Annotated in this window: 18 protein-coding genes, 2 tRNA genes and 1 pseudogene; 5 read left to right on the plus strand and 16 right to left on the minus strand. The window is 63.1% G+C overall.

Translation table 11 applies throughout. From position 1 onward, the window contains the following. Together AC07SI_RS14565 and AC07SI_RS14570 are read right to left on the minus strand one after the other, a co-directional pair. Positions 1-76: transfer RNA gene (locus AC07SI_RS14565), tRNA-Gly, on the minus strand. A gap of 4 nt (positions 77-80) precedes the next feature. Next, a tRNA-Glu gene (locus AC07SI_RS14570) sits at positions 81-156 on the minus strand. A gap of 359 nt (positions 157-515) precedes the next feature. On the opposite strand from AC07SI_RS14570, the gene AC07SI_RS14575 reads away from it, so the two are divergent. Together AC07SI_RS14575 and AC07SI_RS14580 are read left to right on the plus strand one after the other, a co-directional pair. Next, a complete protein-coding gene (locus AC07SI_RS14575) occupies positions 516-1286 on the plus strand; it encodes a hypothetical protein (RefSeq protein ID WP_065901461.1) in 771 nt (256 codons plus the stop codon). Positions 1287-1849: 563 nt separating this feature from the next. Continuing rightward, the gene (locus AC07SI_RS14580; protein ID WP_495005953.1) at positions 1850-2662 is read left to right on the plus strand and encodes an alpha/beta fold hydrolase; all 813 of its coding nucleotides are present in this window, start codon (positions 1850-1852) and stop codon (positions 2660-2662) included. Between the two features lie 34 nt (positions 2663-2696). Here the strand turns inward: AC07SI_RS14580 and AC07SI_RS14585 are convergent, their stop codons facing one another. From AC07SI_RS14585 to AC07SI_RS14600, 4 genes and pseudogenes are all read right to left on the minus strand, one after another. Next, positions 2697-3614 (minus strand): methyl-accepting chemotaxis protein, encoded by a 918-nt coding sequence (locus AC07SI_RS14585; RefSeq protein ID WP_495006071.1) that lies wholly within the window; start codon positions 3612-3614, stop codon positions 2697-2699. Beyond that, positions 3603-4664: pseudogene (locus AC07SI_RS14590) on the minus strand (HAMP domain-containing protein); the annotation flags it as partial. The gene AC07SI_RS14585 and the pseudogene AC07SI_RS14590, both read right to left, overlap by 12 nt. Positions 4665-4779: 115 nt before the next feature. After that, positions 4780-6192 (minus strand): aminotransferase-like domain-containing protein, encoded by a 1413-nt coding sequence (locus tag AC07SI_RS14595; RefSeq protein WP_495005954.1) that lies wholly within the window; start codon positions 6190-6192, stop codon positions 4780-4782. 204 nt (positions 6193-6396) lie between these two features. After that, positions 6397-7158, minus strand: a complete 762-nt coding sequence (locus tag AC07SI_RS14600) for an SDR family oxidoreductase (RefSeq protein ID WP_065901475.1) — start codon at positions 7156-7158, stop codon at positions 6397-6399. A 229-nt stretch (positions 7159-7387) separates the two neighbouring features. On the opposite strand from AC07SI_RS14600, the gene AC07SI_RS14605 reads away from it, so the two are divergent. Continuing rightward, positions 7388-8395, plus strand: coding sequence for an NADP-dependent oxidoreductase (locus AC07SI_RS14605; RefSeq protein ID WP_065901479.1), 1008 nt, complete (start codon positions 7388-7390; stop codon positions 8393-8395). A gap of 102 nt (positions 8396-8497) precedes the next feature. Here the strand turns inward: AC07SI_RS14605 and pyrF are convergent, their stop codons facing one another. Further along, the gene (gene pyrF, locus AC07SI_RS14610) at positions 8498-9196 is read right to left on the minus strand and encodes an orotidine-5'-phosphate decarboxylase (protein WP_065901481.1); all 699 of its coding nucleotides are present in this window, start codon (positions 9194-9196) and stop codon (positions 8498-8500) included. Positions 9197-9455: 259 nt separating this feature from the next. Here pyrF and AC07SI_RS14615 point away from each other — a divergent pair, with 259 nt between their 5' ends. Together AC07SI_RS14615 and AC07SI_RS14620 are read left to right on the plus strand one after the other, a co-directional pair. Then, positions 9456-10220, plus strand: coding sequence for a response regulator (locus tag AC07SI_RS14615; protein WP_065901925.1), 765 nt, complete (start codon positions 9456-9458; stop codon positions 10218-10220). Next, complete coding sequence (locus AC07SI_RS14620) at positions 10220-11254, plus strand: sensor histidine kinase (protein ID WP_065901483.1); 1035 nt, start codon at positions 10220-10222, stop codon at positions 11252-11254. The genes AC07SI_RS14615 and AC07SI_RS14620 overlap by 1 nt, the downstream gene beginning before the upstream one ends. 31 nt (positions 11255-11285) lie before the next feature. Here AC07SI_RS14620 and AC07SI_RS14625 read toward each other — a convergent pair whose 3' ends face one another. The 9 genes from AC07SI_RS14625 to AC07SI_RS14665 all read right to left on the minus strand — a co-directional run bounded on the left by AC07SI_RS14625 (position 11286) and on the right by AC07SI_RS14665 (position 19132). Continuing rightward, positions 11286-12347 (minus strand): AI-2E family transporter, encoded by a 1062-nt coding sequence (locus AC07SI_RS14625; protein ID WP_065901486.1) that lies wholly within the window; start codon positions 12345-12347, stop codon positions 11286-11288. A 72-nt stretch (positions 12348-12419) separates the two neighbouring features. After that, the gene (locus tag AC07SI_RS14630) at positions 12420-13238 is read right to left on the minus strand and encodes a DUF4892 domain-containing protein (RefSeq protein WP_106804678.1); all 819 of its coding nucleotides are present in this window, start codon (positions 13236-13238) and stop codon (positions 12420-12422) included. Between the two features lie 102 nt (positions 13239-13340). Then, a complete protein-coding gene (locus AC07SI_RS14635; protein ID WP_495005955.1) occupies positions 13341-14195 on the minus strand; it encodes an alpha/beta hydrolase in 855 nt (284 codons plus the stop codon). After that, positions 14192-14995, minus strand: coding sequence for an alpha/beta fold hydrolase (locus AC07SI_RS14640; protein WP_495005956.1), 804 nt, complete (start codon positions 14993-14995; stop codon positions 14192-14194). The genes AC07SI_RS14635 and AC07SI_RS14640 overlap by 4 nt, the downstream gene beginning before the upstream one ends. 97 nt (positions 14996-15092) lie before the next feature. After that, complete coding sequence (locus AC07SI_RS14645; RefSeq protein WP_201143843.1) at positions 15093-15536, minus strand: hotdog fold thioesterase; 444 nt, start codon at positions 15534-15536, stop codon at positions 15093-15095. Between the two features lie 31 nt (positions 15537-15567). Further along, on the minus strand, positions 15568-17217 hold the full coding sequence (locus AC07SI_RS14650) for an AMP-binding protein (RefSeq protein WP_495005957.1): 1650 nt from the start codon (positions 17215-17217) through the stop codon (positions 15568-15570). An 85-nt stretch (positions 17218-17302) separates the two neighbouring features. Next, the gene (gene sixA, locus AC07SI_RS14655) at positions 17303-17752 is read right to left on the minus strand and encodes a phosphohistidine phosphatase SixA (RefSeq protein ID WP_495005958.1); all 450 of its coding nucleotides are present in this window, start codon (positions 17750-17752) and stop codon (positions 17303-17305) included. Further along, positions 17749-18096 carry a DUF4389 domain-containing protein gene (locus tag AC07SI_RS14660; RefSeq protein WP_017846785.1) on the minus strand — a complete coding sequence of 116 codons (348 nt, stop codon included), beginning with the start codon at positions 18094-18096 and terminating at the stop codon, positions 17749-17751. The genes sixA and AC07SI_RS14660 overlap by 4 nt, the downstream gene beginning before the upstream one ends. A 10-nt stretch (positions 18097-18106) precedes the next feature. Beyond that, the gene (locus tag AC07SI_RS14665) at positions 18107-19132 is read right to left on the minus strand and encodes an NAD(P)H-dependent glycerol-3-phosphate dehydrogenase (RefSeq protein ID WP_262134510.1); all 1026 of its coding nucleotides are present in this window, start codon (positions 19130-19132) and stop codon (positions 18107-18109) included. Between the last annotated feature and the right edge of the window lie 119 nt (positions 19133-19251).

Consider the following 19251-nt stretch of genomic DNA (forward strand, 5'->3'; position numbering starts at 1 on the left):
TGGAGCGGGAAACGAGACTCGAACTCGCGACCCCGACCTTGGCAAGGTCGTGCTCTACCAACTGAGCTATTCCCGCATATTGGCGTCCCCTAGGGGACTCGAACCCCTGTTACCGCCGTGAAAGGGCGGTGTCCTAGGCCACTAGACGAAGGGGACACACGTACAACATTCACTCCCTACCGCGTTTCGCTGTGTGCTTTACGCTGTAAGTGGCGCGCATTCTATGGATGGATTGAAAGGTCGTCAACCCCCAAGGATAAATTTATTTAAATCAATGACTTCGCCCTGCTTTGCGGGCCCCGGCGGGCATTCTGCCCGTTAGGGCTTTGACGCCTATATTCTGGCGCACCACAAGGCGCTATAGTTCGCTCCAGCAAATGATGGCAATGTGCATCCATGCAGGGAAAGCCTTACCTATATAGAAGAAACTACCCGGGCAACTGGTCGCTCAGTCCTATCCGGCGGATGCCTCAGTCTCTACACTCCACAGCAAACCCTATAAAGAGGTCACACCGGTGACACCACTCATGATCACCCTGCTGGTAATAGCCGGGATCGTAATACTGATCGCCATTGGCTACATGAACCACGTGGTGGAAAACAACAAGCTGGAAAAGAAGCGCACCGAGATCGAGCTCAATGATCGCCTGCGCCGTTGCGGTGAAATTACCGAGACCTTCCCCGGCCAGTTGATGACGCCGGCGCTCAAATTGTTGCTGACCCGCCTGGAACTCAACGTCAACCAGCGCCTGTTGAATCTCAACAAGACCAGCGCACCGATCAAGGCCCGGATCACCGAGTTGAATGCACTGGTGGCCCAGGGCGAGTCGATCCCGGTGGCCAACCCGCCCGCCCCGATCCAGACCGAAGCCAAGGCCAAGGACGTGCGTTTCCTGCTCGAAGCCCTGCACGGCCAAGTCACCCGCGCCGCCCAGGACGGCTTCCTGCCGACCAACGAAGCCAAGCACTGGATCAAGGAAATTCGCCATATCCTGGTGCTGCTGCACATCGAGTTCTTCAACAACCTTGGCCAGCATGCCCTGCAACAAGGCCAACCGGGCCAGGCCCGCCTGGCGTTCGAGCGTGGCGTGCAGTACTTGCGCAAACAGCCGGAACCGGTGATCTACAGCGCGCAGCTGCAACAGCTGGAAGCGCAACTGGCCAAGGCTAACTCGACAGTGCTGACCAACAGCAAGCCGGCCGAAGATGAAGTCAACGAGCTGACCGAAGGCCTCAAAGTGGTCGACGCCGACGCCGAGTGGAAAAAGAAAGTCATCTACGACTGAGTGGCCGTCCTGCGGGCCCGCTCGTTGAGGCGAGCCCGCTTGTTGTGGCGAACGAGCTTGTTGTGAAGAGCGGGCTTGTTGTGGCGAGCGGGCTTGCCCCGCGTTGGGCTGCGAAGCAGCCCCATCACAGCAAAACGCGGTGTTTCAGCTCCCCCCTCACTGCCTGATTTTGGGGCCGCTTCGCAGCCCAACGCGGGGCAAGCCCGCTCGCCACAACAGCCCCTCATCCACAACATCTCCATTCACCTCAACACCCCTCATCCACAACACTTCCATTCACCTCAACAACCCTCATCCACAGCAACACCATTCACCTCAACAACTCTCAAACATAAAAAACCCACTCACCCCAACAACCCCTCATCCACAACACCTCCATTCACCTCAACAACCCTCATCCACAACACCCCCACTCCCCCAACAAACCCTCCTACACACCCACCCCATCAAACCCTCATCCAAAACACGCCGCTTGCCACAAAATGCCATCAATGTGCATCTATCCCCCCGCCCCCGACTAGGGTAAAAACGTGCCCCTAACTCCGTAAAGTCAGAGGCCCGCTATGCCTGTCGCCGTTATCGATGGACAACCGCTGCACTACGTCGACCAAGGCACCGGCCCGGTCGTCCTGCTGGGTTCCAGTTACCTGTGGAACAGCGACATGTGGGCGCCGCAGATCAACGCCCTGGCGAAATATTATCGAGTGATCGCCCCCGAGCTATGGGGCCATGGCCAATCGGGCCAGATGCCCGAGACCACTGAGTCCCTGGACGACCTGGCCGACCAGGCACTGCGTCTGCTGGATCACCTGCAGATCGACAAGGTCAATCTGGTCGGCCTTTCGGTCGGCGGCATGTGGGGTTCACGCCTGGCGATGAAGGAGCCCGGCCGGATCAATAGCCTGGTGCTGATCGACACGTATCTGGGCGCAGAACCTCAGGCAACCCGCGACTACTACTTCTCGCTATTGAAGATGATCGAAGACGCAGGCCACTTCCCGGAGCATTTGCTGGATATCGTCGCGCCGATTTTCTTTCGGCCGGGAATCGATCGTGAATCGACCTTGTACAAGGGTTTCCGCCACACTCTGACAGGCTTCTCCGCAGAGCAGCTGCGTGACAGCATCGTGCCACTGGGCCGCCTTACCTTCGGTCGCAGCGATATCCTCGATCAGTTGCACAAGCTCAGCCCCGCTACAACGCTGGTGATGTGCGGAGAAGAAGACCAGCCGCGACCTCCGGCCGAGGCTCGGGAGATGGCCGAGTCGATTGGCTGCCCACTGGTGCTGATTCCAGGTGCCGGGCATATTTCCAGCCGCGAAAATCCGGAGTTCGTGAATGGCGCGTTGCTGACTTTCCTGGCCAGCCACACCTGACTCCGGCGTTTTGATCGCGGTAACCAGACGGCGATCAAAGCCGGAAATGCCCGACCATCCCCTTGAGCTCCGCCCCCAGCTGCGCCAGTTGGATACTCGACGCAGCGTTGCCCTGCATGCTCAACGCCGATTGATCGGCACTGGCACGAATGCTGGTGACACTGCGGTTGATCTCTTCGGCCACCGAGCTTTGCTCCTCGGCGGCGGCAGCAATCTGCTGGTTCATCTGCTGGATCAGTGACACCGCCACCGCGATGCTGCCCAGCGCACTTTCGGTTTCCAGCGCGTCGCTGACGGCCAGTTTCACCAGCTCGCCGCTTTGCTGGATCTGCTGCACCGAAGACTGCGCCGCGTTGCGCAAGGTGCTGACCAGCCGTTCGATTTCTTCGGTGGATTGCTGGGTGCGCTTGGCCAACGCCCGCACCTCATCGGCCACCACGGCGAAGCCACGCCCTTGCTCACCCGCGCGGGCGGCTTCGATAGCCGCGTTGAGGGCCAGCAAGTTGGTCTGCTCGGCGACGCTCTTGATCACACCCAACACCGTGCCGATGTTCTGGATCTCGACACTCAGGCTCTCGATGCTGGCACTGGCATGGTTGCTGGAGGTGGCGAGCAGCTCGATGCGCTGCAGACTCTGGCGCACCACCTGCTGGCCGCAGTCGACTTTGTCGTCCGCGGTCTGCGCGGCTTGCGCGGCCTCTTCGGCATTGCGCGCCACGTCATGCACGGTGGCGGTCATCTGGTTCATGGCCGTGGCCACCTGCTCGGTTTCTTCCTTCTGGCTGCTGACCTCGACATTGGTCTGCTCGGTGACGCTGGAGAGCGAATGCGCCGAGCTGGCGAGTTGCTCGATACCCGCCTGCAGGCCGCTGACCATCTGGCTCAGGCCATTGCCCATCTGCTGCATCGCCTGCATCAGCTGGCCGATTTCATCACGGCGAGTGACCTCCATGCGCCCGCTCAGATCGCCGGCGGCAATCTGCTGGGCCACGGCAATCACACTGCGCAGCGGCGCAACGATCAGGCGGGTAATCACCCAGGCCGCAATCAAGCCCACCAGCAGGGCCAGGGCCGACGAGCCAATGATCAGCAGCGCGCTTTTCTTCAGCTGCGCCTGCATCGACTGGTCTTCGGCGTCATACGCCTGGTTGACGCGGCTGACCACTTGCTCGGCGCGATCGCGCAGCTGCTTGTAGACGCCTTTTTCCTGTGCCAGCAGGCCGGTGTATTCAGCGAGTTTCTCGCTGAACGCGGCAATGTGACCAGAGACCTCGTTGAGCACCGTTTGATAACCGGGGTCCTTGACCGAGGTTTTCAGTTGTTCGACCTGGGCCAGGGCCTGGTCCGCCTGCTCGATCTTGCCTTGTTCGGCGTCGTCCGCATCCACCTTGCGGCTCTGGTCCAGGCGCACATGGGCTTCGTTCATCGCCTGCAGCATCAGGCGCGAGACCTGGCTGACCTGCCCGGCCTGCTCAATGAATTCGGCGCCCTCCTTGCCCTGGCTTTCCTTCAAGCCATACGCGCCGTCGTCCGCCAGCCCGGCCTGCAACACGTCGAGGTTATTGGCCACGCTGGACACCGACCAACTGGCCATTTCCAGCGCCAGGTCCTTGGTCTGGGTCAGTTCGACGAATTCATCGAAGGCCTTGCGGTAGGCGGCCAGGGCCTGTTCGACATCGCCCATCACCGGCCCATTCGCGGCGGACTGCGCCTTGAGGCTCGCCGCCTGGGCGGCCAAGGCGTCGACACTGGCGTGCAGGGCGTCGACCGCCTTGGGGTCGGCGTGCAGCGCGTAGTCCTGTTCGATCAGGCGCACCTTGAGCAACCCGCTGTTGAGCGATGACATCGCCGTGAGGCCTTCGAAGCGTTGCCCAACGGTCTGCAGGGACCACACGCCAATGGCCGCGACCACGGCCGTCAGCAGCAGTACCAAGGTGAACCCCAAGCCCAGCTTTTTCGCCATACCGAGGTTGGCGAAACGTCGTTGCACGCCCGAAATCATTGCACTTGCATCCTCTCGCAATGGCAGATGCCATCAAGCCCGGTTGACCAGAAGCGAGATTGGCAACCCCAAGGCACTGAGCACAAGACGTTGGCGCCTGAATAATGGCAAAAAGCTACTTGCTCGTCGTTTTCAGAATGGTCGAGGTCGATCTGGCAGGCCCCAAGGCCCGGAAAAACGCCTGGGCACGCTGGTCAGCCGCGTAGGCCACGTTGATGCGCAGCCAATCACTGGGTTCACCACCCGGATTGAACAACGCGCCAGGCGCCAGCAACACCCCGAGCCGCCGCGCGCAGGCCTGCAACCGCGAACGATCGCCGCCGCCTGGCCGCGCCCACACGAACATGCCGCCGGCCGGCACCGCGAACACCTCCCACTCCTCATCCTCCAGGACTTGCAGGGTCGCGGCCATCTCAATACTCAACCGCTTGCGCAAGCGCTGCACCCATTTGCGGTACGTGCCATTGGCCAGCAGCGTGGCCACCACCGCCTCGGCAAATCGCGAGGTGCCGAAACCAGTCAAGGTCTTGAGGCTGGCCAGTTGCTCGATGAGCGTCGTACTGGCACTGAGGTAGCCGACTCTCAAGGCACTGCTCAAGCACTTGGAAAAACTCGCCACATAGATCACCCGATCATCATGGGGCAGTGCCGAAAGTCGCGTGCAACTGGCGTGCTGCAAGTCGCCGTAGACATCTTCTTCGATGATCAGGAAGTCTTTGCTGCCCGCCAACTCCAGCAGACGCTCGGCCACTGCGCGGTTCAGGCTGGTGCCGGTGGGATTGTGATACAGGCTGTGGATGAACAGGCACCTGGGCCGATGGCGCTGCAACAGGGCTTCCAGCGCCGGTATGTCCGGGCCTGCGCGGGTACGCGGCACTTCCAGCAACCGCACACCGTGAAACGCCAGTTGCCGATACAGGTTGCCGTAACCGGGGGTTTCAACCACCACACTGTCACCGGGCCTGAGCAACGTGCGAATAAGCAGGTCCTGGGCGTGGCTGGCGCCGCCAGTGGTAAGGATACGGTCGAGACTGGTGACAATATGCATGCGGGACAGGCGCTTGAGCAGTTGCTCGCGCAGCGTTGCCAGGCCCAGGGGCGTGCTGTAGTTGAACAGGCCGCCCGTGTCGGTACGGGTGACTTCGCGAATCGCGTAACTGATGTCATCGCTTTCGCGCCAGGCATCCGGCAACCAGCCACAGCCGAGCTTCAGCTCTCCCAGCGGATTATCGGCAAAGGCGCCCCACTCCCGCTCCGCGCCTTCATACCAGTGCCCCTCGGTCAGCGCGGTCGGCGGGGCCACCACAAAGCCTGAGCCCGGCCTGGCAGCCAATACGCCCTGGGCGACCATCCGTTCGAATGCCTCGATCACGCTGGACTGGCTGAGCAGGTTATCGAGGGCCAACTGCCGCACGGACGGCAGGCGCGTGCCGGGGCTTACCCCGTCCCTGCGAATCCACTCCGCCACGGCGCTGACGATTTGCTGCACCACCGGTACAAGGGCTTGTCGATCGATCCCTAAATCCATGAGCCACTCACTTCAACTGTCTGTTATTCAACCCCAAAGAGTTAAGCACAGAAGGCCGTCATGACCGGCTGCTAAGATTTATTAAATTATTGATTTTATTAGGTTATTTACCTGGTGATACACATTCGGGCGCGGCACTTTGCCAGCTCTGGAAATACCCCACAGCCCCCCAATCCCTTTTCGATTGGGGCGCCGCGCGAGGTCCTAGATTGCGGTTGCGCCACCGTCCACCGCCAGTGCCTGGCCAGTGGTGAATGCAGCGCCATCGCTACAGAGGTAGAGCACCGCACTGGCGATTTCCTCGACCTTGCCAATGCGCCCGACCGGGTGCATGGCCGCGGCAAATTCGGCTTTGCGCGGGTCGGCTTCATAGGCTCGCCGGAACATATCGGTGTCGATCACCGCCGGGCAGACGGCATTGACGCGGATTTTCTTCTTCGCATACTCGATGGCCGCCGACTTGGTCAGGCCGATCACGGCATGCTTGGAGGCGGCGTAAATGCTCATTTTCGGCGCGGCCCCCAACCCCGCCACAGACGCCGTGTTGACGATCGCGCCGCCGCCCTGGGCCAGCAGCAGCGGTAGCTGGTGTTTCATGCACAGCCACACCCCCTTGACGTTGACACCCATGATGGCGTCGAACTCATCCAGGCTGCCGTCCGCCAACTTGCCCTTCTCGATCTCGATCCCCGCATTATTGAAGGCGTAATCCAGGCGGCCATAAGCAGCAACGGTCTGCGCCATCAGTTGTTGCACGTCCGCCTCAAGGGTGACATTGCAACGCACGAACAGCGCCTCACCTCCGGCCTGCTGGATCAACGCGACGGTGCCTTCACCGCCGGCCACATCCAGGTCGGCGACCACCACTTTCAAGCCTTCGCCAGCGAAGGCCAGCGCGGTGGCGCGGCCAATACCGGCGGCGGCGCCAGTGACCAGGGCGACCTGGCCGGAAAACGTCATGCTCATGGGGGGATGTCCTGTGGGAAAAATAGCCGTGGGTCGAGTCTAGCCAACGCCGCGCTGGGCGCGTCAGCACTATCAGAAGGCCGGTTGGGGCTGCATGAATCGCAGTGATAAGGCCCACTGCATGACTATCAGCAAGGCCTATCGGCGGGCATTCGCAGCCTCGGTCAACCTTGCCCCGCGCGCGTTCAAGGTCTATCACTTGAGGTTCATTTCCAGAAGAGTCGCTGCCATGACCGCCCAGACCAACCGTCAATTCCTGCTCGCCAAGCGCCCGGTCGGCGCAGCCACCCGGGATACCTTCACCTACCAGGAAGTGCCGGTTGGCACGCCCCAGGACGGGCAAGTGCTGGTACGCAATGAATACCTGTCCCTCGACCCGGCCATGCGTGGCTGGATGAATGAAGGCAAGTCCTACATTCCGCCGGTGGGCATTGGTGAAGTCATGCGCGCGCTGGGCGTGGGCAAGGTGATTGCCTCCAACAACCCGAAATTTGCCGTAGGCGATTACGTAAATGGCGCGCTGGGGGTGCAGGATTACTTCCTCGGCGAGCCGCGCGGGTTCTACAAGGTCGACCCGACGCTTGCCCCGCTGCCGCGCTACCTGTCGGCCTTGGGCATGACGGGCATGACCGCCTACTTCGCCCTGCTCGACACCGGGGCGCCCAAGGCCGGTGAGACCGTGGTGATCTCCGGTGCCGCCGGCGCGGTAGGCAGCATTGCCGGGCAGATCGCCAAGATCAAAGGCTGCCGCGTGGTCGGCATTGCCGGCGGCGCCGACAAGTGCAAGTTCCTCGTCGATGAACTGGGCTTCGACGCCGCCATCGACTACAAAAGCGAAGACGTGCCTGCTGCTCTCAAGCGCGAATGCCCCAAAGGGGTCGATGTGTATTTCGATAACGTCGGCGGCGACATTCTCGACGCCGTGCTCAGCCGCCTGGCACTGAAGGCCCGCGTGGTGATCTGCGGTGCAATCAGCCAGTACAACAACAAGGAAGCCGTGAAGGGTCCGGCCAACTATCTGTCACTGCTGGTCAATCGCGCGCGCATGGAAGGTTTCGTGGTGATGGACCACGCCGCCAACTTCGCCGCTGCCGGCCAGGAAATGGGCGGCTGGATGGCGCAGGGCAAGCTCAAGAGCAAGGAAGATATCGTGGAAGGGCTGGAGACGTTCCCGGAAACGTTGATGAAGCTGTTCAACGGCGAGAACTTTGGGAAGTTGGTGCTCAAGGTCAGCTGACATACCACAGGCAGTCCGGTCGCCACTGTTATAGGGAGCCGGGCTTGCCCGCGATGCAGGCGCCTCGGTGTTTGAGCGACACCGAGGCGCTGCGGTCAGCGCTTACATGATCTCGGCAACCACCGCCGCCAACGCCTTGGCCGGGTCAGCCGCCTGGCTGATCGGGCGACCGATCACCAGATAGTCGGAACCTGCATCCAGTGCCTGGCGTGGCGTGAGGATGCGGCGCTGGTCATCCTGGGCGCTGCCGGCCGGGCGAATGCCTGGGGTCACCAGTTGCAGCGACGGATGCGCAGCTTTCAGGGCCTGGGCTTCCAGTGCCGAGCACACCAGGCCATCGAGGCCGGCTTTCTGCGCCAGGGCGGCCAGGCGCAGGACCTGCTCCTGAGGCTCGATATCCAGGCCGATGCCGGCCAGGTCTTCGCGCTCCATGCTGGTAAGCACGGTCACGCCGATCAGCAAGGGCTTCGGGCCGCTGCGCTGCTCCAGCACTTCCCGGCAGGCACTCATCATGCGCAGGCCGCCGGAGCAGTGCACATTGACCATCCACACGCCCATCTCGGCGGCGGCCTTGACCGCCATGGCGGTGGTGTTGGGGATGTCGTGGAATTTCAGGTCGAGGAACACCTCGAAGCCTTTGTCACGCAGGGTGCCGACGATTTCCGCGGCGCAACTGGTGAACAGTTCCTTGCCGACCTTGACCCGGCAAAGCGTGGGGTCCAACTGGTCAGCCAGCTTCAGTGCGGCGTCACGAGTGGGGTAATCCAGGGCGACGATGATAGGAGTCTGGCAGGCGGACATTGGAATGGGCTCTCAGGCAAGTCGAAATCGGCGCGGATTGTAGCGCAAGCGGCGCCGTTGCGGGATCCGATGATCGGTAAATACTGACCAACCGCCGTCAGTCGGGCATTTCCGGGAATTATTTCAAAATTGATACATTCACGACATGCGCCCAACACGCCCCAGGGCTAGCCTCGCCCGCACGACCCACCGACCAGCACTTCCAGCCATGGGGCTGGGCGCCTATGCTGACCGCAACAACCAGGCAGATGATCGCACTATGCATACCCCTTCCGTCCCTGTAAATGACGAGCAAAAAGGCGCGGCGATCGCCGATGACAAGCGCTGGAACACCCGCGCGCTGATCGTTGACGACGATGTGCCGATCCGCGAACTGCTGATCGACTATCTCGCGCGCTTCAATATTCTCGCGACCGGCGTGACCGACGGCGCAGCGATGCGCCAGGCCATGCAAGCCGAAACCTTTGATGTGGTGGTGCTCGACCTGATGCTGCCGGGCGAGGATGGGCTGTCGCTGTGCCGCTGGTTGCGCGCCGAATCGGACATCCCGATCCTGATGCTCACCGCCCGCTGCGAGCCCACCGACCGCATTATCGGCCTGGAACTGGGGGCCGACGACTATATGTCCAAGCCGTTCGAGCCGCGCGAGTTGGTGGCGCGCATCCAGACCATCCTGCGCCGAGTGCGGGATGACCGCACCGAGCAGCGCGCGAATATTCGCTTCGATAACTGGCGGCTTAACAGTGTGTTGCGTCAACTGGTGGCCGACGATGGCCTGGTCGTGCCGCTGTCCAACGCCGAATTCCGCCTGCTGTGGGTGTTTATCGAGCGCCCGCGTCGGGTATTGAGCCGTGAGCAATTGCTGGATGCCGCCCGTGGCCGTTCGATCGAAGCCTTTGATCGCAGCATCGATCTGCTGGTGTCGCGCCTGCGGCAAAAACTCGGGGATGACCCGAAGGCCCCGCAACTGATCAAGACCGTGCGCGGCGAAGGCTACCTGTTCGACGCCCGGGATATCGGCTGATGCGGGCCCCCTTCAACACGCTGTTCGGGCGGCTGTTCGGCGTGTTGCTGGTGGCTATTGTGCTGGCCCACCTGCTGGGGTTCTTCTGGTTTCACCATTACGGTCCACCGCCGCCACCGCCGCAGGGCACTTTCGTCGAGCAGCCGGACGGCACGATGAAGCTGTTGCCCAAGCATAAGCGCTCCTGGTTCAACGGCCCGGCAGTGCCACTGACGTTCCAGTTCATCTCGCTGATCATCGCCGCGTGGTATGGCGCCAAGTTGCTGAGCCGGCCGATCCAGCGCCTGAGTGAAGCCGCCGAACGCCTGAGCCTGGACCTCGACAGCCCGCCCCTCGACGAACTGGGCCCGCGAGAGGCCAAGCAGGCAGCATCGACTTTCAACCTGATGCAGCGACGCATCCGCGAGCAGGTCAGCCAACGCGCACGCATGCTCGGTGCCGTCTCCCACGACCTGCGCACCCCGCTGTCGCGCCTCAAGCTGCGCCTGGAGCAGATCGACGACGTCAAGCTGCAAGGCCAGATGCGCCAGGACCTGAATGACATGATCGGCATGCTCGACGCCACGTTGAGCTACCTGCACGAACAACGCACCAGCGAAACCCGGCATTGGCTGGATGTGCAGGCGCTGGTGGAGTCGTTGAGCGAGAACGCCCAGGATCAGGGCTCCGATGTGCAATTTGCCGGCACCTGCGCGCCCTTGCAGGTGCAACCGATGGCCTTGCGTTCGTGCCTCAACAACCTGATCGACAATGCCCTGCGCTATGCCGGCACGGCGCGCGTCGAGTTGTCGGACAGCCGCGATGCGCTGGTCATCCGCGTGATCGACCATGGCCCGGGCATTGCCGCCGACAAGCGTGAGGCCGTGTTCGAACCGTTCTATCGGCTGGAAGGTTCACGCAATCGCAATTCCGGCGGCGTCGGCCTGGGCATGACGATTTCCAAGGAAGCCGCCGAGCGCCTGGGCGGCAGCCTGACCCTGGAGGAGACCCCGGGCGGCGGCTTGACCGCCGTGATGTGGCTGCCCCGCGCCTGAACGCAGGCGCCGGCAAGCCGGCTCCTACGGGTTATGAACGGGTGTCTTCGCGCCGCCCTTGCGCCTGGGTTGCACTCCAATCCATCAGCAGGCTGTACGCCACTGCCAGCAAGGTCGGGCCGATGAACAGGCCGATAAAGCCAAAGGCAATCAACCCGCCAAATACCCCAAGCAGCACGATCACCAGCGGCAGGTTGCCGCCACGGCTGATCAGGTAAGGCTTGAGCACGTTGTCCACGCCGCTGATGATGAACGTGCCCCACACCCCCAGGAACACCGCGTAGGTGTAGTCGCCCTTCCACGCCAGCCAGGCCGTGGCCGGGATCCACACCAGCGGCGGGCCCATCGGGATCAGGCTGAGCAGGAAGGTGACGATGCCCAGCACCAGCGCGCCCGGGACACCGGCGATCAGGAAGCCGATCAGCGCCAGCAAGGCCTGGGCAGCCGCCGTACCGATCACACCGTTGACCACCCGTTGTACCGTGCCGGCCACCAGCTCGATGTAGTAACCGGCACGCTCGCCGATCAACCGCTCCAGCAGACGGTGTACGAATACGGCCAGGCGCGGCCCGTCACGGTAGAAAAAGAACACGAACACCAGGCTCAGGGTCAGTTCGAGGATGCCGCCGCCGATCTGCGCACTGCGCGCCAGCAACCAGTTACCGACCTGCCCCAGGTACGGCTTGATGCTGACCATCAGCGCCGCGCCCTGCTGGTCGATGCTGTCCCACATCGCCACCAGCCGCTCGCCAACCACCGGGATCGAGCCCAGCCACGCGGGGGCTTCGGGCAAGCCGTCGACCTGAATATCCTTGATCAACGCCACCGCATCACGCACATGATCCGCCAGGTTGAAGCCCAGCCACACCAGCGGTACCGCCACCAGCAGCATCCAGACCAGGGTCAGGATCCCGGCGGCCAGGGATTCACGGCCGCCCAGCGCGCGCGTGAGCAAGCGCATCACCGGCCAACTGGCAAACGCCAGTACCGCGCCCCAGAACAGCGCCGACCAGAACGGCGCCATGACCCAGAAGCTGGCGCCGAACAGCACCAGCAGCAGGATTTGCACCAGCAGGCGATCGTTATTGAGCATGGGGTATCTCTAGAAAAAGGCTGTAGGAGGAGAGCTTAGGCGAACGGCACGGGTCCGTCCGCCTTGTAACGGTCAGCGTATCAGATGCAGGTGCAGGCCTTTGGCTTCAGCGGTGCCGGTTTCCATGCGCGCGGCGCGCACACCTTTGTCGACCAGGGCTTGGCGCCAGGCTTCGGCGCTGGCGCCGGTCAGGCTGACGCGCAACGTGGCGTCCAGGTTCAAGCCGCGGGAGATCAGGGTCAGCCAGGTGTCGTCAGGCTCGCCGCCCAACGTGGGGAAATCCAGCTCGCCAGTGCTTTTCAACTCGCGCAACAGGGTCGCCGAGGTGGGCAGCAGGTCGCCCAGTGGCGCGTTGGCGTCCAGTTGTTCCACATGCAGATAGGCGCGGCGATTGCCGCGGGTGATGCCGTACAGCGCCACCAGCGAATTATCCTGCGGGGCTGCGAGACGCAAGAGCAGGTATTCCTGCTGGCCATCGGCGCCCATCAGCTTGGCATTGCCGAACACTTCGTTGGCCCACAGGCTGCTCTCGCCGCAATCGCGGGCCTGGCACCAGAACAACAGTTGCGCCCCCTTGGCCTGCAACGCTTCGCGCGTCGCGGTGAACGCGGCGCTGGAGGTGTGCTCGGCGGGCAGTTCATAGGTGATCGCCGTGGCTTGCCCACGGGCGGTGGCCTGGCCCTCGTAACGCAACTGGCCGCTGATCTTGCGGATCGCGCCCATGGGGTAGATGCGTTCCTTTTCTTCAGCGGGGCGGTAATCCACGATTTGTGCGTCGACCTGGCGAGCTACGCTGGGCAGGTCCTGACTGCCCGGTGCGTCGGCGGCGAATACCAGAGGGCTGAAAGCACACAGCCCGAGGAAGCGGATACATCCTTTACCCAGGCTCATCGGATCGGTGAGCCCTGGCCATTGGAGGTCGCAGCGGTGTTGAGATCGTACATGGTTGACTCCCTTTCAATCCGCCCAGCCTCGGCAGTTGACCGCGCCAAGTCAAGGCGTGGAGAAGAACCGATTGAAACAGTCTGCAACAAGAGCTGCGCCGGGCTCATCATTCAAGTGTAAATGATGGCCGCCCTGCAGCGTGGTGACCGAGAAAGGCAGCTGAGAAAGCAATTCGGAATGTTTCGCCAGCATGCCGTCGGCGGCGACCACCAACTGTGTCGGGCACGCCACACGCCGCACGAAAGCCATCGCCTGCTCATCCGTCAGACGCATTGGCGATGCCAGCGTCAGGCGGCTGTCCGTGCGCCAGGTATAACCCCCTGGTACCGGCATCAAACCGCGCTGGGCCAGCAGTTCGGCAGCTTCCCGGCTGACGGCCACCACGCCTTTCATGCGCGCTTCAACCGCCCGATCCAGGGTGCCGTAGACGGGCTTGCGCTTGTCCTGCAGGTTCAATTGCGCCTGCAAGGCCATGCCCAGCCGCTCGGCGGCACTCTCGCCGCTGGCGGTGGGCGGGACCACGCCGTCGATCAATCCCAGGTGCGTAATGCGCTCGGGCAAGGCTCCGGCCAGCACCAGAGAGACGATGGCGCCAAGGGAGTGGCCAAGTAATGCAAAACGTTTCCAGCCCAACTGTTCGGCCACTTGCAGCACGTCAAACACGTAATCCCACAAGGCATACCCGGCGCCTGCAGGACGATGCGCGGAGTGTCCATGCCCGGCCATGTCGAGGGCGACAATGCGCAAGCCGGCAAGCTTCGGCGCCAGGCGCGCGAAGCTGTTGGCGTTATCCAGCCAGCCATGCAGCGCGATCACCGGCACGCCATCCTCGGGGCCGAACAGATGGGCGGCCAGCTCGATATGCGGCAGGCTCAGGCGCACTTCTTCGACGGGCGTACTCATGCGCAACTGCGCTCGCGGGCTTGCCAGCGGGCAAACAGATTCTTGATCAGGGTCGCGGTGTCCTGTGGGCGCTCGAGGGGAAACATGTGGCCGCCGGGCATGGTGAGCATTTCGCCCATGGGCAGGCGCCCGACGCCGCTGGCATGGTGACGCATCACCACCCTGCTCTGCCGGCCGCGCACCACCGCCAACGGCACTTTCAATTGACGCACCTGGCCCGGGCTGGTGTGGGGCACGCCTCGGTAGATGCTGATTTCGGTGGCCGGGTCGAAGCGCAGGCGCAGGCGATCGCCGACCTGCTGCAGGCCATGTTGCAGGTAAGCGTCAAAGCATTCGGGGTCGAAGCCGCGAAACAGCGTCTTGCCGGCAAAGTAGCTGCGCGCGGCGTCCAGGTCGGAAAACTCTTCACGCCGACCCAAGGTGCGCCCGGCCGGGGTCAGGCGGTCGATAAAGCCAAAGCGCTTGGCGGCGCGAATCACCCAGCGGTCGGCACGGGTCAGCACCGGCGAATCCAGCATCACCACCCCGCGGTACAGCTGCGGGCAGCGCATGGCCGCGTGCAAATGCAGCACGCCACCGAGGGAATGGCCCACGCCCCACACCGGTGCCGGTTGCTGCTCAAGATGGTGGATCAACTCGTCCACCAGGTTCTGCCAGTTATCGTCCACCGGAAACCGGGGGTCGTGACCGTGCTGCGGCAGGTGAGCCACCGCGTATTCCGGGGCCAGGGCGGCGAACAGCTTGCCGTAGGTGGCCGAAGGAAACCCATTGGCATGGGCGAAAAACACGTGCTGCGACATAGCGGACCCATCGACAAATACAGAGATTGATTGTCACCACGCCGGCGCTCCACAGCAATGACTGTAACCGCCAGGAATGGTGACACTCACGCCACGCCTATCGCGTCGGCGGGTTCTCGCCCAGCGGCACCACGGCCATGGTCAGGCGCGATACGCAACTGGCCTTGCCGTCGTCGCTGGTCAAACGAATGTCCCACACCTGGGTGGTGCGGCCGATATGGATGGCCCTGGCCACCGCCGTCACGCGACCACTGCGTACACCGCGCAGGTGGTTGGCGTTGACCTCAAGGCCGACGCAATAGAACTTGCTCGGGTCGATGCACAGGTAGGCAGCCATGGAGCCGACGCTCTCGGCCAGCACCACCGACGCACCGCCATGCAGCAGGCCATAGGGCTGATGGGTGCGGTGATCGACCACCATGCTGGCGGTCAGGGACTCATCGTCAAAACTTTCAAAGCGGATATCCAGCAGTTCACCGATGGTGTTTTTCTGAATCGCGTTGAGTTGCTCGATATTCGGTTGGGTGCGCCACAAGCTCATACACAGTGTCCTTATTGGTTTTATTACGCCCCTAATCCTGCCACACAATCGCCTCGGTGCGCGCGCTCCAGTCGGGGAACTGTGCGCCGTAAGTCGACTCGATCACGTTGCGCTTGATCTTCAAGGTCGGGGTCAGGAAGCCGTTCTCCACGGCCCAGTTGTCCTTGACCACCACCAGCTGGCGCAAGCGCTCATGCTTGTCCAGCACCGCGTTGACCTGTTCCAGCCAGCGCTCCAGGCTGGCCTGCAACGCGTGCCGGTCCTGGCCCGGGGCCGACAGCACGCACAAGCCCATCGGCGCCGTCAGGCCATCGCCGACCACACACACCTGCTCGATGCGCGCGTGCTCGGCCAGGCGGTTTTCAATCGGCGCCGGGGCCACGTACTTGCCTTTGCTGGTCTTGAAGATTTCCTTGAGTCGCCCGGTCAGGCGCAGGCGGCCGTCGGCGTCCTGCTCGCCCTTGTCACCGGTGCGCAGGAAACCGTCGGCAGTGACGGTTTCGGCGGTCTTATCCGGGTCTTTGAAATAGCCGAGCATGGTCGCACCGCTGCGCACCTGCACTTCGCCGGTTGGGTCGATACGCACCTCGACCTCCGGGCACGGCAGGCCGATCCAGCCGAGGGTCTGCTGGCCGGGGCGGCAGACGTGGGAGTAGCCACAGCTTTCGGTCATGCCATACACCTCAAGCACATCCAGGCCCAGGCGCTGGTACCAGCGCAACAACGCCTCGGGCACCGGCGCTGCGCCGGACAGCGCAATGCGCAATGCATCCAGGCCCAAGCCTGCGAGCACTTTGTGGCCCACGCGCTTGCCGATAAACGGCAGGCGCAGCAAGGTGTCGAGGCGTTTTTGCGGGATCTTGGCGTAGACGCCCAGCTGGAATTTGGTCCAGATCCGCGGCACCCCGAATAGCGCGGTCGGCCTGGCCCTGCGCAGATCAGCCAGGAAGGTGTCGAGGCTTTCGGCGAAAAACACGGTTTGCCCGGTATAGATCGCCGCCATTTCCACAAACATCCGCTCGGCCACGTGGCACAGCGGCAGGTAGGACAGCAGGCGGTCGTCCTCGCCCAAACCGAACAACGCGGTGCCGCGCGTGGCCGCAAAACCCAGGGCGCCAAAGCTGTGCATCACGCCTTTGGGCAGGCCGGTGGTTCCTGAGGTGTAGATGATGGTGGCCAGGTCCGACGCGGCGGGCAGCGGCTCATCCTCGATCGGCGGACAGGCTTGCAGGTCGTCCCAGCTGAAGTCGAATGCGCCCGCCGGGCATAGCGGCAGGCTCACCGTCGGCACGCCTGCGGGGACCCCGGGAGCCATGGCGGTCCAGTCGTCGAGTTTGCCGATAAACACCAGGGCCGCCTCGGAATGGGTCAGCACATGGGCGACGGAGTCGGCAGTCAGGTTGGGGTACAGCGGCACCGAGACATGCCCGGCCATCCAGATTGCCAGGTCGGCGATGATCCAGTGGGCACAGTTTTTCGAGATCAGGGCAATGTGCGAACCAGCAGGCAGCTCGCGCGCGCGCAGCCAGTGCGCGGCGCAACGGGCCTGGTGGCCGACTTCGCCCCAGGTGAGGGAGTGTACAACTCCCCCGCCAATGGGCTGCACCAGCAAAGTCTTGCGCGGATGACGCGCTTCACGTTCGAAGAAGACCTGCAACGGCAAACGAAAAGCGACGGGCATGGGACGCGCTCCTTTGTGGTCCGACGATAGCCAACCAAGCACTTGCTCGGTTGACTATATAGCACACACAAAGCCGCGATAACGCCTACGGATTGTTCACGCTGGCCAGGCTCATCAGCCCCGCCAGCGGGAAGTCGCCTTCCAGTTCCGCCAGGCTGGCGGTGTACATCGGCTGCGGCTGGCGCAGATGGCCATGCTGCAGAAAGCTGATCAGGCTGCCGACCAGCGGCTGATGGCTGACCAGCAGCACGTTGTCATCGGTGTCGAGTTTTTCCAGCACCTGCTGCGGGTTGCCGTCGGGGGTCAGCCACGGCACCGTGCGAATCTCGGGTTGAAAGCCCAAGGCCTCGCGCACCAGGTGCGCGGTCTGTTGCGCCCGCACATAGGGGCTGGCGAGGATGGCACTTAGCGGCTGGCCGATCAGGTGCGCAGCACTGCGCAACACTTCGGCGCGGCCATGCTCGGTGAGGTTACGCTCGGCGTCCGACCGTGCATGCCCTTCGGCCTCGCCGTGGCGCAAGACCCAGAGCTTCACAGTTTCGGCTCTTCATCACGCACCGGATGCGGTGCCGGCGGCACGCTGTGGGCGGCCTCGCCCTCTGGTGCGCGTGGGGTTGGCCAATCGGCGAAAGGCCAGGGCTTCTGCTCGGTATGGAAGCTGCCGAAACGGCCGATCTGCGCGAGGAACTGGCTGAGGCTGTCGCCGAAGTTCATCAGGCCCAGGTTCGGGGCGCCGTAGACCAGTCGGTAGATCAGTTGCACCACCACCAACGCGCCGAGCAGGAACTGCGCGACTTGCCACACCAGGGCAAACACCAGCATCCACAGGATGCGCAGGGCAATCGACTCGTACTTGGGGGCTGCTTTGGGATCGTTCATGACGCGTTCCTCAGTTGAAACCACTGGTGGAAATAAAATCGACATCGGTTTTAGGCTCGGCCCGCATCAACAACTCGATGACCTGGTTCAAGGTGCGCCCTTCGAACAGGATCGCGTGCAGCCCGGCGACCAGCGGCATGTACACGCCGACTTCCTGGGCCTTGGCCTTGAGCACCTTGAGGGTGTTGACCCCTTCGGCCACTTCGCCCAGCCGCGTCACCGCGTCGTCCAGGCTCAGGCCCTGGCCGAGGGCGAACCCTACCTGGTAGTTGCGGCTTTTCGGCGACGAGCAGGTGACGATCAAGTCGCCCACGCCCGCCAGCCCGAGGAAGGTCATCGGGTTGGCGCCCTGGTTCACCGCAAAGCGGGTCATTTCTGCCAGGGCGCGGGTGATCAGCATGCTCTTGGTGTTTTCGCCCATGCCCAGCGCCACGGCCATGCCGGCGATGATCGCGTAGACGTTCTTCAACGCGCCGCCCAGCTCGACGCCAAAGCGGTCACTGCTGGCGTAGACGCGGAAGGTGCGGCCATGCAGCACCGCCTGCACGCGCTCGCACAGCGCTTCATCTTCGCTGGCGATCACGGTGGCGGTCAGCGCGTGCTCGGCCACTTCCCGCGCCAGGTTCGGCCCGGAGAGCACGCCGATGCGCGCCTGCGGGGCGATCTCTTCGAGGATCTCGCTCATCAGCTTGAAGGTCTGCGCCTCGATGCCCTTGGTCAGGCTGACCAGCAGCTTGCCCGCCAACCGGTCGGCGTGCGGCGCCAGCACCGAGCGCAAGGCGCTGGAAGGCAGGGCGACGAAGCACAGGTCGCACTCGCTCAGGGTGGCCAGCAGATCTGTAACCGGCTCGACCCCGGGAAGAATCTTGATGCCCTTGAGGTAACGCGGATTTTCGCGGTGCACCCGAATGGCCTCGGCCTGCTCGGGATCACGCATCCACTGCCGTACCGGATGGCCGTTCTCGGCCAGCAGGTTAGCCACGGCGGTACCAAAACTTCCGCCTCCCAGGACCGCAATAGGGCGCTGTTCAGTCATATGCAATCCGTTAATCCATACCAGTGGCGATGGCGGCATTATACGGAGCGACCCGCTTGCGGCCAGCCCCCGTATGAATTCGTACGCTTGTCGGAAAATGCCGCGCGCGGGTGAAGTAA

It is taken from the genome of Pseudomonas sp. GW821-FHT05D12 (genome assembly GCF_059419825.1).

What these genes read in the sequence shown, in the direction of transcription:
- AC07SI_RS14580 (WP_495005953.1), top strand. Translation starts at nt 1,850, where the DNA reads ATGCCTGTCGCCGTTATCGATGGACAACCGCTGCACTACGTCGACCAA.
- AC07SI_RS14585 (WP_495006071.1), bottom strand. Translation starts at nt 3,614, where the DNA reads ATGGAGGTCACTCGCCGTGATGAAATCGGCCAGCTGATGCAGGCGATG.
- AC07SI_RS14595 (WP_495005954.1), bottom strand. Translation starts at nt 6,192, where the DNA reads ATGGATTTAGGGATCGATCGACAAGCCCTTGTACCGGTGGTGCAGCAA.
- AC07SI_RS14600 (WP_065901475.1), bottom strand. Translation starts at nt 7,158, where the DNA reads ATGAGCATGACGTTTTCCGGCCAGGTCGCCCTGGTCACTGGCGCCGCC.
- AC07SI_RS14605 (WP_065901479.1), top strand. Translation starts at nt 7,388, where the DNA reads ATGACCGCCCAGACCAACCGTCAATTCCTGCTCGCCAAGCGCCCGGTC.
- pyrF (WP_065901481.1), bottom strand. Translation starts at nt 9,196, where the DNA reads ATGTCCGCCTGCCAGACTCCTATCATCGTCGCCCTGGATTACCCCACT.
- AC07SI_RS14615 (WP_065901925.1), top strand. Translation starts at nt 9,456, where the DNA reads ATGCATACCCCTTCCGTCCCTGTAAATGACGAGCAAAAAGGCGCGGCG.
- AC07SI_RS14620 (WP_065901483.1), top strand. Translation starts at nt 10,220, where the DNA reads ATGCGGGCCCCCTTCAACACGCTGTTCGGGCGGCTGTTCGGCGTGTTG.
- AC07SI_RS14625 (WP_065901486.1), bottom strand. Translation starts at nt 12,347, where the DNA reads ATGCTCAATAACGATCGCCTGCTGGTGCAAATCCTGCTGCTGGTGCTG.
- AC07SI_RS14630 (WP_106804678.1), bottom strand. Translation starts at nt 13,238, where the DNA reads ATGAGCCTGGGTAAAGGATGTATCCGCTTCCTCGGGCTGTGTGCTTTC.
- AC07SI_RS14635 (WP_495005955.1), bottom strand. Translation starts at nt 14,195, where the DNA reads ATGAGTACGCCCGTCGAAGAAGTGCGCCTGAGCCTGCCGCATATCGAG.
- AC07SI_RS14640 (WP_495005956.1), bottom strand. Translation starts at nt 14,995, where the DNA reads ATGTCGCAGCACGTGTTTTTCGCCCATGCCAATGGGTTTCCTTCGGCC.
- AC07SI_RS14645 (WP_201143843.1), bottom strand. Translation starts at nt 15,536, where the DNA reads ATGAGCTTGTGGCGCACCCAACCGAATATCGAGCAACTCAACGCGATT.
- AC07SI_RS14650 (WP_495005957.1), bottom strand. Translation starts at nt 17,217, where the DNA reads ATGCCCGTCGCTTTTCGTTTGCCGTTGCAGGTCTTCTTCGAACGTGAA.
- AC07SI_RS14660 (WP_017846785.1), bottom strand. Translation starts at nt 18,096, where the DNA reads ATGAACGATCCCAAAGCAGCCCCCAAGTACGAGTCGATTGCCCTGCGC.
- AC07SI_RS14665 (WP_262134510.1), bottom strand. Translation starts at nt 19,132, where the DNA reads ATGACTGAACAGCGCCCTATTGCGGTCCTGGGAGGCGGAAGTTTTGGT.